The organism is Ensifer meliloti, assembly GCF_030064585.1.
GTDB lineage: Bacteria > Pseudomonadota > Alphaproteobacteria > Rhizobiales > Rhizobiaceae > Sinorhizobium > Sinorhizobium meliloti.
Window position 1 is genome coordinate 974,804 of sequence record NZ_CP120366.1, and the last position, 20,120, is coordinate 994,923.

Here is a 20,120-nt window from a genome sequence, read left to right on the forward strand (position 1 = left end):
TGTTGGAACGCAGGTATGTCGACGTCACGATGACAGGCGTTCGCATACCGCTTTTGCGATTTGGATATCCTGGACTGCGACGCCGGTCAGGTCGGCGACCGTAATTTGGTCCTGTGAAGTGCGCACCCGCGTACCGGCGCGTATCTGGCCGCCGAGCTCACGTACCTGCGCGGCCGCGATATGGCCTGCGCGGACCGCGTGAAATATCTCTCCGCGCGACAGGCACTGCTCGAGGCTGTCTGCGACGACGATGTCGGCGCGTGCCAGGATCAGGCTATCGAGTTCCTGTTTTTCCGGGGTGTCCGACCCCATCGCCGTGATGTGGGTGCCCGGCTGCAGCTGGCTCGCCATAAGCAGGGGTTTGGTCGAGGGGGTGGTCATGATGATGAGGTTGCACGCCTCGGCCACTTCGCGCGCGTCACGAGTAGTGGTGACGTGATAGCCGAGCGCCGCCATGTCATCGCAATAGCGCCGGAGGCTGTCATCCGACCGACCCCATGCGACAATATTTTGGCAGTCCGTCTCGGTGGAAAGATAGGTGACCTGCATCCGGGCCATGGTACCGGTGCCGAACACGCCGATCGCCTTTACCTCTTTCGGGGCCAGGTAACGCGCGGCTATCCGGCCGGCAAGCGCCGTGCGAACGTTGGTGAGATAGCCCTCGTCGAGCAGCACCGATTCAAGGAAGCCCGTCTTCTGCGAGAACACCAGCATCAACCCGGAGCTCGAAGGCAGGCCCAAGGCCGCATTGCCGTAAAAGCCGGACGCGATTTTTATCACGAAGACCCGGTCGTCCCGGATGTACCCGTATTTGATATGCGTGTCGCCAGGCGGTTCTTCGAACAGCAGCTCGCCTACCGGGGGAACGACCACCTTGCCGTCGGAGTAGGCGACGAATCCGGCTTCCATCACCGACGTCAGATCCATCGACGCCGTGGCAGCGCGTATTTCTTCAATTCCAAAACCTTGGTCATCTAGTGCCTCATGTCATTTCATGAGCCCGCAGGGCTTCGTCCGAATGCGCCGTGCATGGCTCATCCGTGGCTGTTTCAGGTCTTTTTACGTTGCGGCGCCGCTCTTGGCACCGGTGGGGCCACCCGTCTCGGCGGGTGCCTAAACGCTCAATGTCTTAGAATCTGGCGGAGGAAGAGCGCGGTTCGCTCGTTGCGCGGATTAGCGAAGAACGTTTCCGGGTCGCCTTCCTCGATCAGCTGGCCGCCATCCATGAACATTACCCGATCCGCAACGGACCGGGCGAAGCCCATCTCATGGGTGACGCAAATCATCGTCATCCCATCCCGTGCCAGATCGACCATGACGTCCAGAACCTCCGAGATCATTTCCGGAGGTTTACCTCGGCCGGTCCACCGCACGCTGACGTGAATAAGGATGATTGAGGCGACATTCATGAATAAACCCAATGACACGATGATTCAGCTGATTGGCGTGGGAAAGCGCTTTGGTCAGTTCGAAGCGCTCAAGCAAGTTAGTCTCGAGGTACGTCGAGGCGAGAAGATCGTCCTGTGCGGCCCCTCCGGTTCCGGAAAGTCAACGCTCATCCGGTGTATCAACCGTATGGAGGAACACACGAGCGGACGAATCATAATCGACGGCCGGGAGCTCACCGACAGGACGAAGGACATCAACGCCGTGCGGCGCGAAGTTGGCATGGTGTTCCAGAGTTTCAATCTCTTCCCTCACATGACCATCCTGAAAAATCTGACCATTGCGCAGCGCCTTGTCCGCAAAACCCCCGAGAAGGAGGCAAAGGAGGTCGCGATGCATTATTTGAAGCGAGTGAAGATCCCGGAACAGGCCAGCAAATACCCGGTACAGCTTTCCGGCGGTCAGCAGCAGCGCGTTGCAATCGCGCGAGCACTTTGCATGAAGCCGCAGATCATGTTGTTCGACGAACCCACCTCGGCCTTGGACCCAGGCGCTTCACCGATCGTTGGATGATCCACGTTATGGCCACGTAGACGATCGCCAGTGAGAGAAATACTTGGTAGGGGGCAAAGGTCTCGGCGACGATCGTCCGCCCGATGCCGGTCATGTCGACGAGCGTGATGGTACTGGCGAGAGCGGTCGATTTCATCAGGCTGATGACTTCGTTGCCATAGGCCGGAAGGGCAATGCGGATGGCAAGCGGCGTCGTTATATAAATGAAGCGGTGCGTCGCGCTCATCCCGAGGGCCGCGCCCGCCTCGAGAAGGCCGCGCTCGACGGCGAGCACGCCGCCGCGGAAGATTTCCGAGAGGTAAGCGCCGGTGTTCAGCGAAAGCGCCAGAATCGCGCAGCCGAACGGGTCTCGCAGTATCGGCCAGAATATGCTTTCGCGAATCCATTCGAACTGGGGCAACCCGTAGTAGACGATGAAAATCTGCACCAGGATCGGCGTGCCCCTAAAGACATAGGTATAGAACTGGGCAGGCCACGACAGCCACCAGCGGCCGCTGATCCGCATCAGGAGCAGCAAGACGGCAATCATTGTCCCGATCGCCAGGGAGAGCAGCAATAGCTGGAATGTCATCACGATGCCGCCTAGCATCCGAGGTATCGCGTCGAATACGATGCCGATATTCAAGACGGCCTCCGCTGAATATGTCTGTTCGCAAGGGCCTCAAGAAGCAGGACCGAGATAGTAATGGCGGTTGAGAAGCCCAGGTATATAAGCCCGACGACGATATACATCGTGAATGGTTTTCCCGTCGTGCTGGCGGCCTGCTTTGCGACGAAGAGCGTCTCGTTCAGTCCGATGATGGAGATCAAGGCGGTGTCCTTGATGAGCGACAGCATGTGATTGCCGAAGGGCGGGAGGGCAATTCGCCACATTTCCGGGATGCGGATGTAGAAAAACGTTTGCAGTCCATTCATTCCGAGCGCCCGTGCGGCCTCGATGCTCCCGCTCTTCACGCCATTGAACGCGCCGCGGAATGTCTCGGTGGCGTAGGACCCGACCACCAATGCAATCGCTATCGATCCCGCCCAGAAGGGCGGGATATCGACAAAAGCAACGGACGGGTCGAAAACTCGGGCGATGGTCGTCAGCGAAACCGCCGAGCCGAAATACAACAGCAGGATGACGAGTATTTCGGGGGTCCCGCGGAAGAACACGGTGTAGGCGTTGCCGACAGCGTTGGCCAGGCGGTTGGAAGAGAGCTTGGCAGACGCGCCAAGCAGCCCGAAGATCACCATCAGGATCAGCGAACAGACGAAAACCTTTGCGACGGTTACCGACGCCAACAGATAATCATCCCACCAGCCGTTCAGTGCTTCCAATGCCCTACTCCGTGTTCTTGGATGTCATCCCACCGATGATTACTCTTCGGCCCAGGCGTCATCGTGGATCTGGAACGGGAAGATTTTCAGCGCGTATTCCTTAAGCTTGCCTTCGCGGATGAGTTTGCGGATCGCTGCGCTGATCTTATCACGCAGTTCGTCGTTGCCCTTGCGCAGGCCCACGCCGACGCCGGGCCCGAAGAATTTCGGCTCATTGACCTCGGGACCGATGAATTCGTACTTTCCCTTTCCCTCGCCGCTGAGGAAGCTCAAATGCGCTTTCATCGGGTTGGTCATGATCACATCGACCCGGCCGTTCTTGAGGTCGAGATACATCGCCTCATTGCTATCGTACAACACCAGGTCGGCTTTCGGCAGCTTGGCCGAGAACCATTCGAAGTAGGTCGAGGCGCGCTCTACCCCGATCCGAAGTCCATCGAAATTTCCTACGACCGGTTGGCCCTTGTCGTCGAAAAGCTTCAAATCCTTGCCGACCGGGCCCACGATGCGGCCGACCGAGTTGCGATAGGGCGAAGAGAAATCAATCTGTTCCTTGCGCTTGTCGGTAATCGACATCGAGGCAATGATCAGGTCGAACTTGTTGGCCAGCAAGGCCGGGATCATGCCGTCCCATTCCTGGCAGACATACTCGAAATCGACGCCGATGATTTCAGAAATGCCTTTGGCAACATCGACATCGTAGCCTTCAAGCTTTCCATCGGAGGTTCGATAATTAAACGGCGCATAGGTGCATTCCATGCCGACGCGAAGCGTGTCCGCGTTCGCCGGCGCAGCACTGAGGAGCACTGCTGTGATTAGTCCGGTGAGGGACGTTTGCCAGTTTTTCATTGCGTTCATTCCCCTCTCGTTTTTTCTGGTACCGGCACAACCTCGTTGCAGCGGGTTGTCTCTCTAGCTGCTTGCACGGAAGCACCATAGGAAATAGACTAGATCATCCAAAATAGACTGTCCAGTCTGTATATTGTGAATGCCGATCGCATGGCACTTGAGCTACATTTCGCCTGCGCCAGCCTCTGAAGGAGACCGTTCGTTGAAGAAGAAAGACCAGGAATTGGGAAAAGGCATAGGTCCGGAGCTTTCGCCGTTCGTCCCCGTCTGCGACGCCATTGCGAACCTATTCGCCCCATTCGCGGAGGTGGTGCTGCATGACATGGCGAGTGCATCCGTGGTCTACATTGCCGGGAATTTCTCAAAGCGGGAATTCGGCGACCCCTCAAATCTCGAGGAGATCGACTTCAAACCCGCCGATGTGTTAATCGGGCCATACGAAAAGACAAACTGGGATGGTCGGCGGATCAAGTCGATCAGCTCGGTGCTGAGAACCGCCTCGGGCAAGGAAGTGGGTGTGTTGTGTATAAACGTCGACGTCTCCGTCTTCGAAAACATCCTTCTTACGCTGCAGACCTTCGTCTCTCTTCCTGCCACGGCCGGTAAGCTGGACAGCCTTTTTCGCGATGACTGGTTTGAGCGCATTAACAGCTATATTCGGCATTGGACGACGTCACGCGGGCTCAATATTTCCGACCTGTCGCGCGCACAGAAGAAGGAACTCGTGCAGGCTCTCGCCGACGATGGCGCGTTTAGCGGGAAAAACGCGGCAGGCTACATATGTCGACTCCTCGGTATGGGCCGGGCCACGGTATACAACTATCTCAACGGTGATGCGGCGAAGGTGGCTGGCGGCAACAGTAAGCAGTAAGTTGGCCATGCTGAAAACGGCCCGGCATCTCATGCCGTCAAATGCCGGAGGTCAGTCAAGATGCTGCCAAGATGATCTCACACGCAGAAGCCCACGCTTGCGCTGACCTTGCGGATCATCTGAGAGACCTGCGGGAGTGCGCGTACGATTGCGCCCTTGTTTGTTCCGATGAAAGCTTCCTGCAAGGGTAGTGTCGTCCGGGTCTTCAGAACCTGTATTGTCCCGTGCCGAATCTGCTCTTGAAGCAGCCGCGAGGGCAGGATGCTTATACCGGTTCCCGATTCCACGAGATTGAGGATCGTGCCAAGGCTGTTGCAGACATTGAGCCGCAGCCCGGCACCAGCCGTTGCGGCGAGGAAACCAGTGGTGAGCGAATGAAGGTTGGACGGTGCGGGTGTCGCAAAGATGCGCTGACGTAGGAGTTCCTCGTCGGAGACGATCGTCTGCGGCAAGCCGAGTTTGTGGCTGGCGATCCAATCGACGCTCTGGCGTCCGAGAAGCTCAAGCGCGACATTGTCGTGCGACGGCGGCGTAGAGAGGACCGCTATATCCAGCAGCCCCTCAGAGAGTTGATCAGCAAGTTTGTGGCTGGTGTCCACCGTCGCGGCGATGCGTGCGCCGGCAAAACGGATGTCGAGTTCATCGAGCAGGGAAGGGAGGCACACGGCTGCGAAGCTATCGATCACGCCGACCCTCAGCGTCGGCAGGCGGGTGTTGCGGGTCTTGATATTGGATTCAATGTCGCGCGCTATGGCGATCATCGATTCCGCATAGTGCTTCAGCGCCTCGCCCTCGCTGGTCAGCACAAGTTGCCGCCTTTGGCGCACGAAGAGCGACACGCCGAGCCGCTCCTCCAGTTCGCGGATCCGGTAAGAAACCGTAGGCTGGCTGACATTCAGCTTGTTGGCCGCCGCATTGAAGCTGCGCAGCTGAGATACCCAATAGAAGGATTCCAGGGCGGAAAAACTTAAGGTCATTTGAATAGAATTTTTCTATCGATAGCTCTAAGTATCCTAATTAGATTTTGATCTCAAGACCGCGTAGGTTTTCAACATCCACATCAGAGACGCGGGGACACCATGCACAAAACCATCTCCCGGGAACACATTCTCGAAGACCTGGGAGTTCGATCCGATCAACCTGAAGCGTTGGCGCGAACGCGGCGACCGCTACGGCGAACCGTCCTTCCGCCATTCGGCCTACGGCACCCATGTTTGCCTCTCGGTCGGCCTGCCGGAAGAAATTGGCCATATCTGCATGGGACACTCGCTCGAAGGGGCGCATATCGGCCACAGTACGGAATGCTACATCATCCGTCAGGCCGACCATGCCTGGTGGCATGTCGCTGCGGCGCTCGATCTGTGCCATCCGGAGACGATCGGTTTCGCCGGCCCGAACTTGCGCGTCCGCCCGATCGGCATGCAGTAGGAAGCCGTAAAAAACTGCCAAGAGGGAAAGCCGAGGTTAGAGATGGACTATACGTTCCAGTTCGGCCCATTGCTGAACTACCTGCCGCAAATCGTCAGCGGATTGTGGCTGACGATCGGCCTGTCCTTCGTCGGCATTTTCGGCGGCATCGCGCTCGGGATTTTCTGCGCGGTGATGTCGACCTCGTCCTCGCCAATCCCGCGCTTGCTCGTCCGCCTCTATGTCGAGGTGGTCCGCAACACGCCGCTGCTGGTGCAGATCTTCGTGATCTTCTTCGGATTGCCGAATATCGGAATCCGTCTGTCGCCGCTCACCTCCGTCTTCATCGCCCTCGTTTTGAACAATGGCGGCTATGTCGCGGAGATCGTTCGCGGCGGCATCGAGGCCACCCATCGCAGCCAGGTGGAGGCGGCCGAAAGCCTCGGCCTTAGCTATTTCCAGACGCTGCGTTACGTGATCCTGCCGCCGGCGCTGGAGAAGGTGTTCACGCCGGTCGTTTCGCAATGCGTGCTGCTGATGCTGTCGACCAGCCTCGTCTCGGCAATCGGCGTCGAGGACTTGACGGGAGCCGCGATGATCGCAAGCTCCGAAACGTTCCGCACGATGGAAATCTACCTGGTCGTCGCCATGGTCTATGTGGTCTTGAACTTCGTCTTCCGCGCCGTGCTCAACGTTGCCGGCCTCATGATCTTCACGCGGTCGCGCCGCCGCCTGCTCGGGAGGGCCTGAGATGCGCACGTTCGGCTCCCCCGAATTCCTGTTCATCGTCTATGCGCTTCGCTGGACGCTGACCCTCACCGTCCTGGCCTTCGTCGGCGGCGGCATCATGGGCATCGTGCTGGCGCTGCTGCGCATTGCCCGCATCAGGGCCTTCAGTGCAATCACGACCTTCTACATGCAGGTGATCCAGGGCCTGCCGCTGCTCGTGCTCTTGTTCCTGTGCTATTATGCGCCGTCGCTTTTTGGCATCGAGATCGCGGCGCTGACCGCGGCGGCCATTGCGCTCACCATCAATTCCAGCGCCTTCCTTGGCGCCATTTGGGAAAGCGCGCTCAGGGCAATTCCCAAGGCGCAGTGGGAGAGTGCGGACGCGCTGGCGCTGACGCCCTACAAAACACTGCGCTTCGTCATCGCGCCGCAGGCGATCCGCCTCGCCCTGCCGTCCACCGTCGGCTTCCTCGTGCAGATCATCAAGCAGACCTCGCTTGCCTCTATCATCGGCTTCATCGAGATCACTCGCGCCGGCCAGCTTGTCAGCAATGCCACATTCGAGCCGCTCAAGGCCTTCCTGAGCGTCGCCGCCCTCTACTTCGCCGTCTGCTTCCCGCTCACGCAACTGAGCCTTTGGCTCGAGCGGCGCACGGCCTGCCGGGGCGCCCGAACCTGATCACCCAACGGCCCGAAGAAGGCCGTCCAAACCACCCGGAACTCCAGAACTGAGAGGATGACCATGCGCCTGAAATCCCTTCTTCTGCCCCTCGTCGGGCTTCTTGCCATCACCGTGGCGCCGCAACGGCGTCGGCTTCCTCCCTCGACGACATTATCGCCCGTAAGAAAGTGATGATCGGCGTCGACCTGTCCGTCCCGCCCTTCGGTATCACCAATGAGGAGATGCAGCCGGACGGGCTGGACGTCGATGTCGCCAAGCTGCTCGCGAAGGATCTCGGCGTCGAGCTGGAACTTGTGCCCGTCACCGGCCAGAGCCGCATTCCGTCGCTTCAGACCGGCAAGGTCGACTTCGTCGTGGCAAGCTTCGGCATCTATACCGAGCGGGCGCTTTCGGTCGCCTTCTCCAATCCATATGGCGGCCACAGGTCAATCATTATCGCGCCGAAGGAAGCCACCATCAAAAGCCTGGCCGACCTTGCCGGCAAGCGTGTCGGCGTCCCACGCGGCACGGCGCATGAAAAGATCCTTTCGGCGGCCAACGTGGAGGGCATGGAACTCGTGCGCTTCGACGACGACAGCACAACGCTGAACGCGCTTGTCTCTGGCCAGGTCGATGCCATCGGCACTGTAAATTACATCGCCGCGCAATTGCAGGAGCGCTATCCCGACCGCGGTTTCGAGGAGAAGACCACCTATCTCCAGAGCTTCTACGGCGTCGGGCTGCGCCGTAACGATCCGGACCTCCTGCATTGGCTCAACACCGTGCTCTTCGTCCACAAGCAGAGCGGGGAGTTGGGTGCGATCTATGAGAAGTGGATGAAGACGCCCATCCCGGAACTGCCGTCGTTCTAATCGACAGAACCGGGGGCGCCCGCGGCGCCCCCACATGAAGAGGTCCGAAATGTCCGTTGTCGTCGCCAAAAATATTCGAAAGAGCTTCGGTGGGCTCCAAGTGCTGAAGGGCGTATCGCTCACGGTCGAAGGCGGCGAGGTTGTCGCCTTGATCGGCCGCAGCGGCTCCGGCAAGAGCACTTTCCTGCGCTGCCTGAACGGCCTCGAAAGCGTCGATTCCGGTGAGATCGAGGTCGCCGGCCACCGAATGTCGCGCAAACCGGCCGAGCTTCGCCGGTTGCGGCGCGATGTCGGCATTGTCTTCCAGAGTTACAATCTCTTCCCGCATCTCACCGCCGGCGAAAACATCATGCTCGCCCCGGTCCAGGTGAAGGGAATCGGCAAGGACGCCGCGCGATCCGAGGCGAAACGCTGTCTGTCGCTCGTCGGACTCGGCGATCGTTTCGAGGCCTATCCCGACATGCTCTCCGGGGGCCAGCAGCAGCGCGTCGCCATCGCCCGCTCGCTCGCCATGCAGCCGAAGGTCCTTCTTTTCGACGAGGTCACGTCGGCCCTCGACCCGGAACTCACCGGTGAAGTGCTCGCCGTCATCGAAAAGCTGGCGCGCGACGGCATGACCATGATCCTCGTGACCCATGAAATGGGCTTCGCCCGGCGCGTGGCCAATCGGACGATCTTCATGAGGGACGGCATCATCCACGAGGAAGGGCCTTCCGCCGAATTCTTCTCTTCGCCGAAAACGCCTGAACTTCGAGCCTTCCTCCACGCGGAAGTAGGCTGAGCCTCGCGAGGCAGTTTCGTCCGCCCCATCGTCTGACATCATTGGCAGAAACGCTCTGCCGAAGGAGCACCCATGCCCAAGATCGAGCTATTGCAGGTTGGCCCGTACCCTTCATGGGACGAGGAGCGTCTGAATGCGAACTTCACCATGCACCGCTATTTCGAGGCGGCGGACAAAGCGGCGTTCCTCGCCGAGCATGGCGCAGCCATCCGCGGCATTGCCACACGCGGCGAGCTTGGTGCCAACTGGGCGATGATCGAGGCGCTGCCCAGGCTGGAGATCATCTCGGTCTATGGCGTCGGCTACGACGCGGTCGACTTGGCTGCGGCGCGTGAGCGTGGCATCCGCGTCACCAATACGCCCGACGTCTTGACCAAGGACGTCGCCGACCTCGGCGTCGCGATGATGCTGGCGCATGCGCGGGGCATGATCGGCGGCGAGACCTGGGTGAAGAGCGGCGACTGGGCGAAGAAGGGCCTCTATCCGCTGAAGCGCCGCGTCCACGGCAAGCGCGCCGGCGTGCTCGGCCTTGGCCGCATCGGCTTCGAGGTGGCAAAACGCCTTGCCGGCTTCGACATGGAGATCGCCTATAGCGATACCGGTGCGAAGGATTTTGCCAGGGACTGGAGCTTCATTGCCGATCCGGTCGAGCTTGCCGCCCGCTCCGACTTCCTGTTCGTGACGCTCGCGGCGTCTGCCGAGACGCGTCATATCGTCGGGCGCAGGGTCATCGAGGCGCTCGGGCCGGACGGCATGCTGATCAACATCTCGCGCGCCTCCAACATCGACGAGGAAGCCCTGCTGGACGCGCTCGAAAGCAAGGTGCTCGGTGCTGCCGCGCTCGACGTCTTCGAGGGCGAGCCGAACCTTAATCCGCGCTTCCTGGCGCTCGACAATGTGCTGCTGCAGCCGCACATGGCCTCCGGCACCGCGGAGACCCGCAAGGCGATGGGCCAGCTCGTCTTCGACAACCTGTCGGCCCATTTCGGCGGCCGGCCGTTGCCAACTCCGGTTCTGTGAGGAAGAGGCCATGAAGGCGATCGTCATCCATACGGCCAAGGACTTGCGCGTCGAAGAGTGTGCGGTGGAAAAGCCCGGCCCCGGCGAGGTGGAGATCCGCCTTGCGGCCGGTGGCATCTGCGGCTCGGATCTGCACTATTACAACCACGGCGGCTTCGGCACGGTGCGCCTCAAGGAGCCGATGATCCTCGGCCATGAGGTCTCCGGTCATGTCGCGGCGCTCGGCGAAGGCGTATCGGACCTTGCCATCGGCGATCTCGTCGCGGTCTCGCCCTCGCGGCCCTGCGGCGCCTGCGACTACTGCCTCAAAGGCCTGCCCAACCATTGCTTCCACATGCGCTTCTACGGCTCGGCCATGCCGTTCCCGCATATCCAGGGCGCCTTTCGCGAGCGGCTCGTCGCCAAGGCCAGCCAGTGCGTGAAGGCCGAAGGGCTTTCGGCCGGCGAGGCGGCGATGGCGGAGCCGCTCTCCGTGACGCTGCACGCCACGCGGCGCGCCGGCGAGATGCTGGGCAAGCGCGTCCTCGTCACCGGCTGCGGGCCGATCGGCACGCTGTCGATCCTCGCCGCCCGAAGGGCGGGCGCCGCCGAGATCGTCGCCGCCGATCTTTCCGAACGCGCGCTCGGCTTTGCCCGTGCCGTCGGTGCTGACCGCACGGTCAATCTGTCGGAAGACCGCGACGGTCTTGTTCCCTTTAGCGAGAACAAGGGCACTTTCGACGTGCTTTACGAGTGCTCGGGGGCGCAGCCCGCGCTGGTAGCCGGCATCCAGGCACTGCGCCCGCGCGGCGTCATCGTCCAGCTCGGTCTTGGCGGCGACATGGCCCTGCCGATGATGGCGATCACCGCCAAGGAACTCGACCTGCGCGGCTCCTTCCGCTTCCATGAGGAATTCGCGACTGCGGTGAAGCTGATGCAGGGCGGCCTGATCGACGTCAAGCCGCTGATCACCCACACGCTGCCGCTTGGCGAGGCGCTGAAAGCCTTCGAGATCGCCTCGGACAAGGGGCAATCGATGAAGACGCAGATCGCCTTTGCCTAGCTAAAGCGATCGCAGGAAAAGTGTGAAGCGGCTTTCCGTCCGCAATTGCGAGAACAAAGAGACATCACTATGAGCACCGAACTCTTCGACCTGACGGGCAAGCGCGCCCTCGTCACCGGCTCCTCGCAGGGCATCGGCTACGCGCTGGCCAAGGGTCTTGCCGCGACCGGCGCCGAGATCATCCTGAACGGCCGCGACGCCGCCAAGCTCGCGGCCGCCGCAAGAGACCTCGGGGCAGGGCACACGCTCGCCTTCGACGCCACCGACCACCAGGCTGTGCGCAAGGCCGTCGACGCCTTCGAGGCGGACGTCGGCGCGATCGACATCCTCGTCAACAATGCCGGCATGCAGCACCGCACGCCGCTGGAGGATTTTCCCGCCGACGCCTTCGAGCGACTCCTGAAGACGAATGTCTCCAGTGTCTTCAATGTCGGCCAGGCGGTCGCCCGCCACATGATCAAGCGCGGCGCGGGCAAAATCATCAACATCGCCAGCGTCCAGACGGCGCTCGCCCGCCCCGGCATCGCGCCCTATACCGCCACCAAGGGTGCCGTCGGCAACCTGACCAAGGGCATGGCGACCGACTGGGCGAGATACGGCCTGCAATGCAACGCGATCGCGCCCGGCTATTTCGACACGCCGCTGAATGCTGCGCTCGTCGCCGACCCGAGCTTTTCCGACTGGCTCGAAAGGCGCACGCCAGCCGGCCGATGGGGCAAAGTGGAGGAACTGGTCGGGGCCTGCATCTTCCTGTCCTCGGACGCCTCCTCCTTCGTCAACGGACACGTGCTCTATGTCGACGGCGGCATCACGGCCTCGCTCTGAGATGGCCCCTCATTCCGCTCGACGGGGAATCGTCCTGATGGGCGTCGCCGGCTGCGGCAAGTCGGCGATCGGTGCCGCGCTCGCCACCCGTCTCGGCGCGACCTATGTCGACGGCGACGACCTGCACCCGCCGGAAAACATCGCCAGGATGAGCCGCGGCGAACCGCTCACCGACGATGATCGCTGGCCCTGGCTCACCCTCGTCGGACGAAGGCTCGCGGCCCCTGACGGCGTTCTGATCATCGGCTGCTCGGCGCTGAAGCGTCGTTACCGTGACCATATCCGCAACGAAGCGGGGGCGCCCGTCACCTTCGTCCACCTCTCCGGCACGAAGGTCCTCATCACCGCCCGCATGGGCGCGCGCGCCGGCCACTTCATGCCCGTGAGCCTCATCGAGAGCCAGTTCGCAGCCCTCGAACCCCCAACGACAGACGAAAACGTCATAACCGTCGATATCGACCAGCCGCTTGAGGTGCTCGTCGACGAAATCGCCGTAAAACTGGAGGAGACCCCATCATGACCAACAGGGTTGCGCTGATTGGCGCGGGCGCCATGGGTGGCAGTATTGGCGCGCGGCTGGTGGAGACCGGCAATCGTCTGACCGTCTTCGATCCCGGTCCGGATAAGGTGCAGGCACTGGTGGACAAAGGCGCCTTTGCCGCCCCGTCGGCCGCGGAGGCCGCCGCCGTCAGCGACTACGTCATACTCAGCCTCAACGCCCCCGCCATCGTGCGCCAGGCCGTCTTCGGTGACGCGGGTGTGGCGGCCGGCGCGCAGGCGGGCACACTGATCATCGACATGTCGTCGATAGACCCGAACGCGACCAAGCAACTGGCGGCGGACGCGGCCGAGAAGGGCCTGCGGTGGGTGGATAGCCCGCTTTCCGGCGGCGCGCCCAAGGCCTTGATCGGCGAACTGACGCTGATGGCTGGCGGCACGGCGCAGGATGTGAAGGATGCGCATGCCGTCCTCAGGCATGTCGCCAGCAATTACACCCATATGGGATCGGTCGGTGCGGGTCAGACGACCAAGCTGATCAACCAGGTACTCTGCGGCCTCGGCTTCCTCGCTGTCGCGGAAGCCACCCAGCTCGCGCTAGATGCGGGCGTCGACGCGTCAAAGATCCCGCAGGCGCTAATGGGCGGGAGGGCAGACAGTGCGATCCTGCAGGAATACATGCCGCGTTTCGTGACGAAGGATTACCGCCACACCGGGCGGATCGACAACATGGTGAAGGACCTTGCCGGCGCGCAGGACCTCGCGCGCCGCACCAACACCGCCATGCCACTGACCGCCGCCTGTGCCGAGATCCACCGAATGCTGACGGCTGCCGGGCTGGGCGGCGAGGATCAGGCGGCGCTGATGGAATTTTTTCGTGGACCGAATAAGGAGAACTTCAAATGATTACGCGGTACGCACTGTTCGAGGGCAAAGTGAAGGACGGCCATACCGAAGCCTTCCGCAAGGCCGTCATCGAACGTATCCTGCCGAAATGGAAACAGTTTCCGCACGCCACCGACGTGCGCATCTCGTTTGCCGAAAGCCGCGACGAGGGGGCCCCGGAACTATCCATGATCCTCGCCATCAACTATCCCGACCTCGAAGCCGTGGAAGAAGCTCTCGCAAGCCCCGTGCGCGCCGAGGCCCGTGCGGCGACCGAGGCCGTCCTTGCCGAATTCTTCGAGGGTCGAATCCACCACCACGTGATGTCCGCCAGCGAATTCAAGCTGTGATGTCATCACGAGTATTTGGGAAGCCGTCCTTCCTGGCTTATGGAGCGACGGCGTAGGGTTCCAAGACGTCCGGCTTTGGAGCCGCAGCGGCTCCAAAGAGCTGCCAAACCCAAGCCGTTCAAATGCGCCCGCGTGATCGCTTGCGAAGAGCCTATGCCATGAAGGTGGCCGAGAAGGCGGGGCCACGGCTCGTCAAAATATGTCGTAGCTTTTTGAGGGAAGATTTAGGCAGACGTGTCAGGCGAGAAATCAATCGTGAGCGAAGTTGGCGTTTGATTTATGCAAGCCGACTTGCGTTCATTTTACATCTTGCAATTCCGCATGCGAATGTATAGCTGGCGGTAGGGAGAGGAACCGATGCTCATTGCCGAACGTGTGCAAACTATTGCCGATACGCTGACGCCTGCTGAACGCCGTCTCGTCAAGGAGATCATCGCCAAGCCGCGCGATGTGGCGCTAGGGACGGCCGGGGAATTGGCGCGGCGTACCGGAGTGCATGAGGCGACGGCATCCCGACTTGCGCGCAAGCTCGGTTTCGAAACCTATGCCGGGTTTCGACACGCAATCCGGGATGAGTTCATCGTGAAGACCGATCCGGCGTTGCGCGTGCGGCGTACGCTGGAAACGTCCCGTGGCCATGGCATGCTGGAAATGCTCGTCCAGCAGGAAATCGAGGCCTTGACCCGACTGTCGAGCTATGTCGACGAGGAGCGCCTCGCTGCCGCTGCTGCCGCCTTGAGCGACCGCAGAAGGATTTTCATCTTTGCGCGCGGAAATGCGGAAACACTGGCCGTTCTGATGAACCGGCGTCTGCGCCGAATGGCGTTCGAAACTGTGCTGGTTTGCGGTGATAGCCGCGATATCGCTGAGCAGATCCTGTCCATGGGGCCGGATGATGCGCTGCTCGTCTTTGCGTTTCGCCGTCAGCCGCGTGCTTATGCGCCGCTGATCGAGCGAGCAGGAAAGGTTGGCGCCGTTAGTGTCGTCGTCTCTGGAACGGTGGGACCTTCCTTATCGCCGAAGGCCGATCACCTGCTTGCTGCGCCGCGCGCTGGCGACGCCGATGCATTCCAGACGCTGACGGTGCCCATGGCGATTTGTAACGGGCTCATTCTCAGCATGGCACAATCCGACGAGGTGCGCTCATTGAGCAACCTGGAACAATTGGGAGAACTGATCGGGGAACTTGAGGGACGCTGAGCGCCGAAGGGGGGTGGCGGCGTTTTGGCATGCTTGGAGACTGCAAGAATACTTGCGTCCCGCGCTAGTGGTGCAAAAAGAAATGCATATTCGGTGGCGAAGTCCGCCACCATTGGGGAGGAAGCACGATGAAACGCATGATGATGATTGGCGCTGTTCTGGTCGCACTTGCCGCGCCGGCAATGGCGCAAGACGTTGATACGCTTTCGCCGGAAGCGCTGCTGACTTTGGCGCAGAAGGAAGGCAAGGTGACGGTCTATTCCTTCACCAGCCGTATCGCGCGAGTGGAAAAGGCATTCGAGGAAGCGTATCCGGGCATCGATCTGATCGGGTTTGATATGTCCTCGACAGAAATGATCACGCGCCTGCGCACGGAGGCCGCAGCCGGCATCACCAATGCGGATGTTGTCTATGTTTCCGACGCTCCGGTGGTGCTCAGCGATCTCTTGGAAACGGGTTTGCTCAAGAACTATGTACCGCCCCGCATTGCCGACAAGCTCGACACGGCGTTCAAGTCTCCGCTCCTTGCCCAACGCCTTTCGACCAAGGTCCTGATGTATAACGAAGCTGCCTATCCCAACGGCGCTCCGATCAAGAACCTCTGGGATCTCACGACGCCGGAGTGGAAGGGCAAGGTGCTGATGGTCGATCCGCTTCAGCGTGGTGATTATCTGGACCTGATGACGGAGTTCGTCCTGAGGTCCGACGAGATGGCTAAGGCGTACGAAGCGCTATTCCGCAAACCGATCGAACTGGATGACGGCGTGGAAACAGCCGGGCACCAGTTCATCGTAGATCTTTTCGAGAATGATCTGGTTCTGCTCGCCTCGACGGACGATGTGAATGCGGCGGTTGGTAAACTCGGTCAGGATCAGCCGCCCGTCGGCTTCACCAGCTATTCCGACCGACGCGACAATGAGGACGAGGGGTGGGCGCTGCAGGTCGTAAACGATGTCGTTCCTTCCAACGGGATCGTATTCCCGGCTCTGCTGGCGCTTACCGCTGACACAAAGAACCCGGCGGCATCACGCCTCGCTATCGACTTCCTGATGGGTGATGACAGCGAGACTGGCGGACCGGGCTATGCTCCGTTCTACGTGGCGGGTGACTGGCCAACGCGCAGCGACATCAAGGGCCACCCGGATGCGATCCCGCTGGCGGACTTCAAGGCCTGGCGGGTTGACCCGGCCGCGACGGCCACGATCCGCAAGTCCGTCGGTGACCTCGTTCTCCAGTTGCAATGATCCGCGTGCCGCCGTCGCCCTCGGGCCGCGGCGCATCCGCGCTATCGGATATTTTGATGTCTACTCAGTCTCGAAATCGCTCGTTCAAGGACGCGTTCCTCAGCCCCGGCCTGGGGCTGAAGGCGGCCGTGCTGGTGCTGCTGACTGCACTCGTCGCCGCTCCGCTATTGAAGGTCTTCGGCGCCACGCTTGCACCCGGTGCGTGGTCCGCCTGGTCCGACGTGCTTGCAAGCAATCTGTCACGAAACCTCTTCTGGCTACCGCTTGCTAATACAATGATCCTCGGCGCGGGTGTCGCCACTGGCTGTGTGCTCGTCGGCGGCTTTCTCGCCTGGCTCGTGGTCATGACGGACGTGCCGTTCCGACGCACGATTGGCCTTCTGGCAACGCTGCCCTTCATGATTCCCAGTTTCGCCACTGCGCTCGCTTGGGGTTCGTTGTTTCGCAATGCCCGCGTGGGAGGCCAGATTGGTTTCCTTGAGGGGCTTGGATTTTCTGTGCCCGATTGGCTTGCCTGGGGCATGGTGCCGACGCTGGTCGTTCTCATGGCGCACTACTATTCTCTTGCCTTTACCGTCATCGCAGCAGCCCTCGCCACGGTGAATTCCGACCTGGTGGAGGCTGCGCAGATGACGGGCGCCGGACGGCGCCGCATCTTTCTCGGTATCGTACTGCCGGTGGCACTTCCCGCGCTGGTCGCCGGGGCCTCGCTCACATTTGCCGGGGCAGTCTCCAATTTCGCGGCGCCGGCACTGCTTGGATTGCCGGTTCGCATGCAGACTCTCGCCACTCGCCTCTACGGCATGATCGAAATCGGTCAAGCGGAGCGCGGCTATGTGCTGGCAATTCTGCTCATCCTCGTCTCGGCGTTCTTCCTATGGGCTGGCAACCGGGTCATTTCGGGGCGCCGGTCCTACGCCACGATCACGGGCAAGGGCGGTCGGTCGAAGCGCTTTGCGCTGGGGACCGCGCGATTGCCGTTGTTCGTTGCGGCCGCATCCATTTGCGTACTCACCACTGTCGTTCCGGTCGTGATTCTCATCGCCTCTAGCCTGGCGCCATCCTCCTCAGCGCTATTTTCTGACTGGTCGTTGCACTACTGGATCGGCGCGTCTGATCCGGCGATAGCCCGCGGTCAGGCCGGAATCTGGAACAATCCGCTGATCCTGTCGGCTACTGGCGTTACTGTCGGCCTTGGAGTGACGGTTGCCTTCTCCGCCTCGCTTGTGGGGCTACTGGTGGCCTTCGTTCTTGCCCGCTTCCGGTCCGGCTTTCTGTCGGCCGCGATCAACCAGATCAGTTTCCTGCCGCTGCTCGTGCCGGGCATCGCCTTTGGCGCGGCCTACGTCGCGTTGCTCGGCGCGCCGATCGGCCCGCTGCCAGCGCTCTACGGGACATTCCTACTGCTGGTCATCGCCGCCACAGCCTATCTGGTGCCCTTTGCCGTGCAGACCGGACGCGCGGTGATCCAGCAGGTATCGGGCGACCTCGATGAGAGCGCGCGGATGACCGGCGCCGGCTTCCTGCGTCGCCTTTTCGCAATCACCGTGCCGCTTGCCATTCGCGGACTATCGGCTGGAGCTCTGATTGTCTTCGTCAAGATCGTCCGCGATCTGTCGCTGGTCGTGCTCCTGTTCACGCCGACCATGCCGCTGCTGTCCGTACTTGCCTACCGCTATGCCTCGGACGGCTTCACCCAATTTGCCAATGCCCTCACTGTCGTCGTGCTTGTCATCTCCGTCGCCGCGACGCTTTTCGCCAATCGCCTGCAGGCCAAGTCACAGCCGTGGTTGCAATCATGATACAGATCGAATCCCTTCATAAGCAGTTCGGCAGCTATGAAGCCGTACAAGGCGTAAGCCTCTCCGTCCCGAAAGGCGCTTTTCTGGTGCTGGTCGGACCATCCGGCTGCGGCAAGTCCACCATACTGCGCATGCTAGCCGGTCTCGAAGCGCCGACGTCCGGCACCATCACCTTCGGAGGCAACACGGTCTCCGATGGTGGGCGAGGCTGGGTCATCGAACCATCCCGGCGCGATACCGGGCTTGTCTTCCAGTCATATGCGCTCTGGCCGCATATGACGGTCGCAGGAAACATCGACTGGCCGCTGAAGGTGGCTGGTCTCGACAGGGACAAGCGCTGCTCGCGTGTCGGGGAGGTGCTCGATCTACTCGGCATCGGCCAACTTGCTGCGCGCTATCCCAACGAAATCTCCGGCGGTCAGCAGCAGCGCGTGGCGATTGCCCGCATGATCGCACCGAAGCCGGGCATCCTGCTGTTCGACGAACCCCTTTCCAATCTTGATGCGAAATTGCGCGTCGAGATGCGGACGGAGCTGTTGCGCGTCCATCGCGCGACGGGGGCGACTTCGGTCTACGTTACGCACGATCAGGTCGAGGCCATGACCATGGCTACTCATGTCGCGGTCATGAACGCGGGAAGGATCGAGCAGTTCGGCAGTCCCGGGGAATTGGTGGCCCGCCCGCGGACCGCTTTCGTCGCGACCTTCGTCGGCACGCCTCCGGCAAACCTGGTGCCCGTGGTAAACGGGGCCTATTGCGGCCGTCTCGCCGATGCGGCACTGGCCGGTCGCAATGGATCGGCCATGTTCAGGCCGGAAGAGCTGACGCTTGCCGAGAGCCCGTCGGACCGAACCCTGACGCTCGACTATGCCGAGGCGAGCCCCATGGCCGGGCGGGTCATGGTGACCGGCATCCGTGCCGATCTTCGCCTCACGGCGATCGTCGACAGCCTGCCATCGTTCTCGGTGGGCCACGAGGTCCACTTCCAGCTGCCGCCGGCACCATCCATGTTCTTCACGCCAGAAGGAGTGCGCGCGCAATGAAGCGGATCATTCTGGTACGCCACGGCGAAAGTGCATGGAATTCCGTCCGCCGCCTGCAGGGGCAGGCTGACATTGGACTTTCGGCACGAGGCGAGGCGCAGGCAACCGCCTTGCGCGCTACGATTGAGGCGATGCGCCCCGACCATGTCATCGCATCGGATCTTTTGCGTGCACGGCATACGGCGGCGCTTCTGGGGTATCCGCATGCGCAGCTTTCCCCGGCCTTGCGCGAAATCGACGTCGGCGATTGGACCGGCCGTGCCATCGGCGACCTGATGGCTGAAGATCAGGATGCCTATCTTGGCTGGCGCGCGGGCACCTATGCGCCGAGAGGAGGGGAGAGGTGGCAGGAATTCCGTGACCGGGTGACAGCCGGGCTCGGCAAAGCGGTTTCCATCCCGGGAGAAAGGCTGCTTGTCGTTTGCCACGGTGGCGTCATTCGCGCCTTGCTTGATGGATTGCTGGGCCTGCCGCCGAAGCGGATCATACCCGTCGGGCCCGCAAGTGTTACAGTGCTTGCCGACAAGCCCGGTGGCATGCGCCTGGAGACCTTCAATTTCAGCCCTGATGGCCCCGTGTTCGACGCTCCGGATTGATTGAAACCCGCAATGTCTCTGGGGTCGGCGTTGTATTGAAGGGAACCGCCGGCGCGAGCGTCGACCATTGGCGTAGGGACATGGCTCTTCACCGCCCGTGGTCTGCGGATCGATTCCTTTCGAGTGAGTAGATGATCTTACGTCAGAGCTGATCAACTCGCGCCAC

22 protein-coding genes and 2 pseudogenes are annotated in these 20,120 nt (G+C 61.3%); 18 read left to right on the top strand and 6 right to left on the bottom strand.

Going from position 1 to position 20,120, the window contains the following annotated elements; translation table 11 throughout:
* Nucleotides 1-24: 24 nt before the first annotated feature.
* Nucleotides 25-927 carry an ornithine cyclodeaminase family protein gene (locus tag PZL22_RS29235; protein ID WP_127701630.1) on the bottom strand — a complete coding sequence of 301 codons (903 nt, stop codon included), beginning with the start codon at nucleotides 925-927 and terminating at the stop codon, nucleotides 25-27.
* Between the two features lie 194 nt (nucleotides 928-1,121).
* Nucleotides 1,122-1,346 (bottom strand): annotated as a pseudogene (glnQ, locus tag PZL22_RS29240) (glutamine ABC transporter ATP-binding protein GlnQ); the annotation flags it as partial.
* A 61-nt stretch (nucleotides 1,347-1,407) separates the two neighbouring features.
* Between glnQ and PZL22_RS29245 the strand changes: the two are divergent.
* Nucleotides 1,408-1,935: pseudogene (locus PZL22_RS29245) on the top strand (amino acid ABC transporter ATP-binding protein); the annotation flags it as partial.
* Here PZL22_RS29245 and PZL22_RS29250 read toward each other — a convergent pair.
* The 3 genes from PZL22_RS29250 to PZL22_RS29260 are packed head-to-tail and all read right to left on the bottom strand — an operon-like array spanning nucleotide 1,898 to nucleotide 4,137.
* Entirely contained in the window at nucleotides 1,898-2,584 is a 687-nt protein-coding gene (locus PZL22_RS29250) for an ABC transporter permease (RefSeq protein WP_127701629.1), read from the bottom strand. The pseudogene PZL22_RS29245 and the gene PZL22_RS29250 sit on opposite strands and share 38 nt — an antisense overlap.
* The gene (locus PZL22_RS29255) at nucleotides 2,581-3,279 is read right to left on the bottom strand and encodes an ABC transporter permease (protein ID WP_010967253.1); all 699 of its coding nucleotides are present in this window, start codon (nucleotides 3,277-3,279) and stop codon (nucleotides 2,581-2,583) included. The genes PZL22_RS29250 and PZL22_RS29255 overlap by 4 nt, the downstream gene beginning before the upstream one ends.
* Before the next feature lie 39 nt (nucleotides 3,280-3,318).
* Nucleotides 3,319-4,137 (bottom strand): ABC transporter substrate-binding protein, encoded by an 819-nt coding sequence (locus PZL22_RS29260; RefSeq protein ID WP_010967254.1) that lies wholly within the window; start codon nucleotides 4,135-4,137, stop codon nucleotides 3,319-3,321.
* A 193-nt stretch (nucleotides 4,138-4,330) separates the two neighbouring features.
* Between PZL22_RS29260 and PZL22_RS29265 the strand changes: the two genes are divergently transcribed.
* The gene (locus PZL22_RS29265; RefSeq protein WP_010967255.1) at nucleotides 4,331-4,999 is read left to right on the top strand and encodes a helix-turn-helix transcriptional regulator; all 669 of its coding nucleotides are present in this window, start codon (nucleotides 4,331-4,333) and stop codon (nucleotides 4,997-4,999) included.
* A 77-nt stretch (nucleotides 5,000-5,076) separates the two neighbouring features.
* On the opposite strand, the gene PZL22_RS29270 is transcribed toward PZL22_RS29265, so the two are convergent.
* Nucleotides 5,077-5,976 (bottom strand): LysR family transcriptional regulator, encoded by a 900-nt coding sequence (locus PZL22_RS29270; RefSeq protein WP_127701628.1) that lies wholly within the window; start codon nucleotides 5,974-5,976, stop codon nucleotides 5,077-5,079.
* Between the two features lie 280 nt (nucleotides 5,977-6,256).
* On the opposite strand from PZL22_RS29270, the gene PZL22_RS31725 reads away from it, so the two are divergent.
* From PZL22_RS31725 to PZL22_RS29355, 16 genes are all read left to right on the top strand, one after another.
* The gene (locus PZL22_RS31725) at nucleotides 6,257-6,427 is read left to right on the top strand and encodes a hypothetical protein (RefSeq protein WP_234843031.1); all 171 of its coding nucleotides are present in this window, start codon (nucleotides 6,257-6,259) and stop codon (nucleotides 6,425-6,427) included.
* Nucleotides 6,428-6,469: 42 nt separating this feature from the next.
* Nucleotides 6,470-7,156 carry an amino acid ABC transporter permease gene (locus PZL22_RS29280; protein ID WP_014532010.1) on the top strand — a complete coding sequence of 229 codons (687 nt, stop codon included), beginning with the start codon at nucleotides 6,470-6,472 and terminating at the stop codon, nucleotides 7,154-7,156.
* A 1-nt stretch (nucleotide 7,157) separates the two neighbouring features.
* Nucleotides 7,158-7,814 (top strand): amino acid ABC transporter permease, encoded by a 657-nt coding sequence (locus tag PZL22_RS29285; protein ID WP_010967259.1) that lies wholly within the window; start codon nucleotides 7,158-7,160, stop codon nucleotides 7,812-7,814.
* 173 nt (nucleotides 7,815-7,987) lie between these two features.
* Nucleotides 7,988-8,668: a transporter substrate-binding domain-containing protein gene (locus tag PZL22_RS29290; protein WP_234843030.1), complete on the top strand. Its 681-nt coding sequence runs from the start codon at nucleotides 7,988-7,990 to the stop codon at nucleotides 8,666-8,668.
* 49 nt (nucleotides 8,669-8,717) lie between these two features.
* Nucleotides 8,718-9,449 (top strand): amino acid ABC transporter ATP-binding protein, encoded by a 732-nt coding sequence (locus PZL22_RS29295; RefSeq protein ID WP_014528759.1) that lies wholly within the window; start codon nucleotides 8,718-8,720, stop codon nucleotides 9,447-9,449.
* Nucleotides 9,450-9,521: 72 nt separating this feature from the next.
* Complete coding sequence (locus tag PZL22_RS29300) at nucleotides 9,522-10,469, top strand: 2-hydroxyacid dehydrogenase (RefSeq protein ID WP_010967262.1); 948 nt, start codon at nucleotides 9,522-9,524, stop codon at nucleotides 10,467-10,469.
* A 10-nt stretch (nucleotides 10,470-10,479) separates the two neighbouring features.
* A complete protein-coding gene (locus PZL22_RS29305; RefSeq protein ID WP_010967263.1) occupies nucleotides 10,480-11,511 on the top strand; it encodes an L-idonate 5-dehydrogenase in 1,032 nt (343 codons plus the stop codon).
* A gap of 69 nt (nucleotides 11,512-11,580) precedes the next feature.
* A complete protein-coding gene (locus PZL22_RS29310) occupies nucleotides 11,581-12,336 on the top strand; it encodes an SDR family oxidoreductase (RefSeq protein ID WP_010967264.1) in 756 nt (251 codons plus the stop codon).
* 1 nt (nucleotide 12,337) lies between these two features.
* Nucleotides 12,338-12,856: a gluconokinase, GntK/IdnK-type gene (locus PZL22_RS29315; RefSeq protein WP_010967265.1), complete on the top strand. Its 519-nt coding sequence runs from the start codon at nucleotides 12,338-12,340 to the stop codon at nucleotides 12,854-12,856.
* Nucleotides 12,853-13,740, top strand: coding sequence for an NAD(P)-dependent oxidoreductase (locus PZL22_RS29320; protein WP_010967266.1), 888 nt, complete (start codon nucleotides 12,853-12,855; stop codon nucleotides 13,738-13,740). The genes PZL22_RS29315 and PZL22_RS29320 overlap by 4 nt, the downstream gene beginning before the upstream one ends.
* Complete coding sequence (locus PZL22_RS29325) at nucleotides 13,737-14,069, top strand: hypothetical protein (RefSeq protein WP_010967267.1); 333 nt, start codon at nucleotides 13,737-13,739, stop codon at nucleotides 14,067-14,069. The genes PZL22_RS29320 and PZL22_RS29325 overlap by 4 nt, the downstream gene beginning before the upstream one ends.
* Nucleotides 14,070-14,426: 357 nt before the next feature.
* The gene (locus tag PZL22_RS29335; RefSeq protein WP_010967268.1) at nucleotides 14,427-15,269 is read left to right on the top strand and encodes a MurR/RpiR family transcriptional regulator; all 843 of its coding nucleotides are present in this window, start codon (nucleotides 14,427-14,429) and stop codon (nucleotides 15,267-15,269) included.
* 128 nt (nucleotides 15,270-15,397) lie between these two features.
* On the top strand, nucleotides 15,398-16,513 hold the full coding sequence (locus PZL22_RS29340; protein WP_014528757.1) for an ABC transporter substrate-binding protein: 1,116 nt from the start codon (nucleotides 15,398-15,400) through the stop codon (nucleotides 16,511-16,513).
* Complete coding sequence (locus PZL22_RS29345; RefSeq protein WP_014528756.1) at nucleotides 16,510-18,315, top strand: ABC transporter permease; 1,806 nt, start codon at nucleotides 16,510-16,512, stop codon at nucleotides 18,313-18,315. The genes PZL22_RS29340 and PZL22_RS29345 overlap by 4 nt, the downstream gene beginning before the upstream one ends.
* On the top strand, nucleotides 18,312-19,358 hold the full coding sequence (locus PZL22_RS29350; protein WP_010967272.1) for an ABC transporter ATP-binding protein: 1,047 nt from the start codon (nucleotides 18,312-18,314) through the stop codon (nucleotides 19,356-19,358). Before PZL22_RS29345 ends, PZL22_RS29350 begins: the two co-directional genes overlap by 4 nt.
* On the top strand, nucleotides 19,355-19,954 hold the full coding sequence (locus PZL22_RS29355) for a histidine phosphatase family protein (protein ID WP_010967273.1): 600 nt from the start codon (nucleotides 19,355-19,357) through the stop codon (nucleotides 19,952-19,954). The genes PZL22_RS29350 and PZL22_RS29355 overlap by 4 nt, the downstream gene beginning before the upstream one ends.
* Nucleotides 19,955-20,120 lie beyond the last annotated feature (166 nt).

What these genes read in the sequence shown, in the direction of transcription:
- PZL22_RS29355 (WP_010967273.1), top strand. Translation starts at nt 19,355, where the DNA reads ATGAAGCGGATCATTCTGGTACGCCACGGCGAAAGTGCATGGAATTCC.
- PZL22_RS29260 (WP_010967254.1), bottom strand. Translation starts at nt 4,137, where the DNA reads ATGAACGCAATGAAAAACTGGCAAACGTCCCTCACCGGACTAATCACA.
- PZL22_RS29350 (WP_010967272.1), top strand. Translation starts at nt 18,312, where the DNA reads ATGATACAGATCGAATCCCTTCATAAGCAGTTCGGCAGCTATGAAGCC.
- PZL22_RS29235 (WP_127701630.1), bottom strand. Translation starts at nt 927, where the DNA reads ATGGATCTGACGTCGGTGATGGAAGCCGGATTCGTCGCCTACTCCGAC.
- PZL22_RS29310 (WP_010967264.1), top strand. Translation starts at nt 11,581, where the DNA reads ATGAGCACCGAACTCTTCGACCTGACGGGCAAGCGCGCCCTCGTCACC.
- PZL22_RS29340 (WP_014528757.1), top strand. Translation starts at nt 15,398, where the DNA reads ATGAAACGCATGATGATGATTGGCGCTGTTCTGGTCGCACTTGCCGCG.
- PZL22_RS29285 (WP_010967259.1), top strand. Translation starts at nt 7,158, where the DNA reads ATGCGCACGTTCGGCTCCCCCGAATTCCTGTTCATCGTCTATGCGCTT.
- PZL22_RS29335 (WP_010967268.1), top strand. Translation starts at nt 14,427, where the DNA reads ATGCTCATTGCCGAACGTGTGCAAACTATTGCCGATACGCTGACGCCT.
- PZL22_RS29290 (WP_234843030.1), top strand. Translation starts at nt 7,988, where the DNA reads ATGATCGGCGTCGACCTGTCCGTCCCGCCCTTCGGTATCACCAATGAG.
- PZL22_RS29315 (WP_010967265.1), top strand. Translation starts at nt 12,338, where the DNA reads ATGGCCCCTCATTCCGCTCGACGGGGAATCGTCCTGATGGGCGTCGCC.
- PZL22_RS29295 (WP_014528759.1), top strand. Translation starts at nt 8,718, where the DNA reads ATGTCCGTTGTCGTCGCCAAAAATATTCGAAAGAGCTTCGGTGGGCTC.
- PZL22_RS29305 (WP_010967263.1), top strand. Translation starts at nt 10,480, where the DNA reads ATGAAGGCGATCGTCATCCATACGGCCAAGGACTTGCGCGTCGAAGAG.
- PZL22_RS29300 (WP_010967262.1), top strand. Translation starts at nt 9,522, where the DNA reads ATGCCCAAGATCGAGCTATTGCAGGTTGGCCCGTACCCTTCATGGGAC.
- PZL22_RS29280 (WP_014532010.1), top strand. Translation starts at nt 6,470, where the DNA reads ATGGACTATACGTTCCAGTTCGGCCCATTGCTGAACTACCTGCCGCAA.
- PZL22_RS29325 (WP_010967267.1), top strand. Translation starts at nt 13,737, where the DNA reads ATGATTACGCGGTACGCACTGTTCGAGGGCAAAGTGAAGGACGGCCAT.
- PZL22_RS29345 (WP_014528756.1), top strand. Translation starts at nt 16,510, where the DNA reads ATGATCCGCGTGCCGCCGTCGCCCTCGGGCCGCGGCGCATCCGCGCTA.
- PZL22_RS29320 (WP_010967266.1), top strand. Translation starts at nt 12,853, where the DNA reads ATGACCAACAGGGTTGCGCTGATTGGCGCGGGCGCCATGGGTGGCAGT.
- PZL22_RS31725 (WP_234843031.1), top strand. Translation starts at nt 6,257, where the DNA reads ATGGGACACTCGCTCGAAGGGGCGCATATCGGCCACAGTACGGAATGC.
- PZL22_RS29270 (WP_127701628.1), bottom strand. Translation starts at nt 5,976, where the DNA reads ATGACCTTAAGTTTTTCCGCCCTGGAATCCTTCTATTGGGTATCTCAG.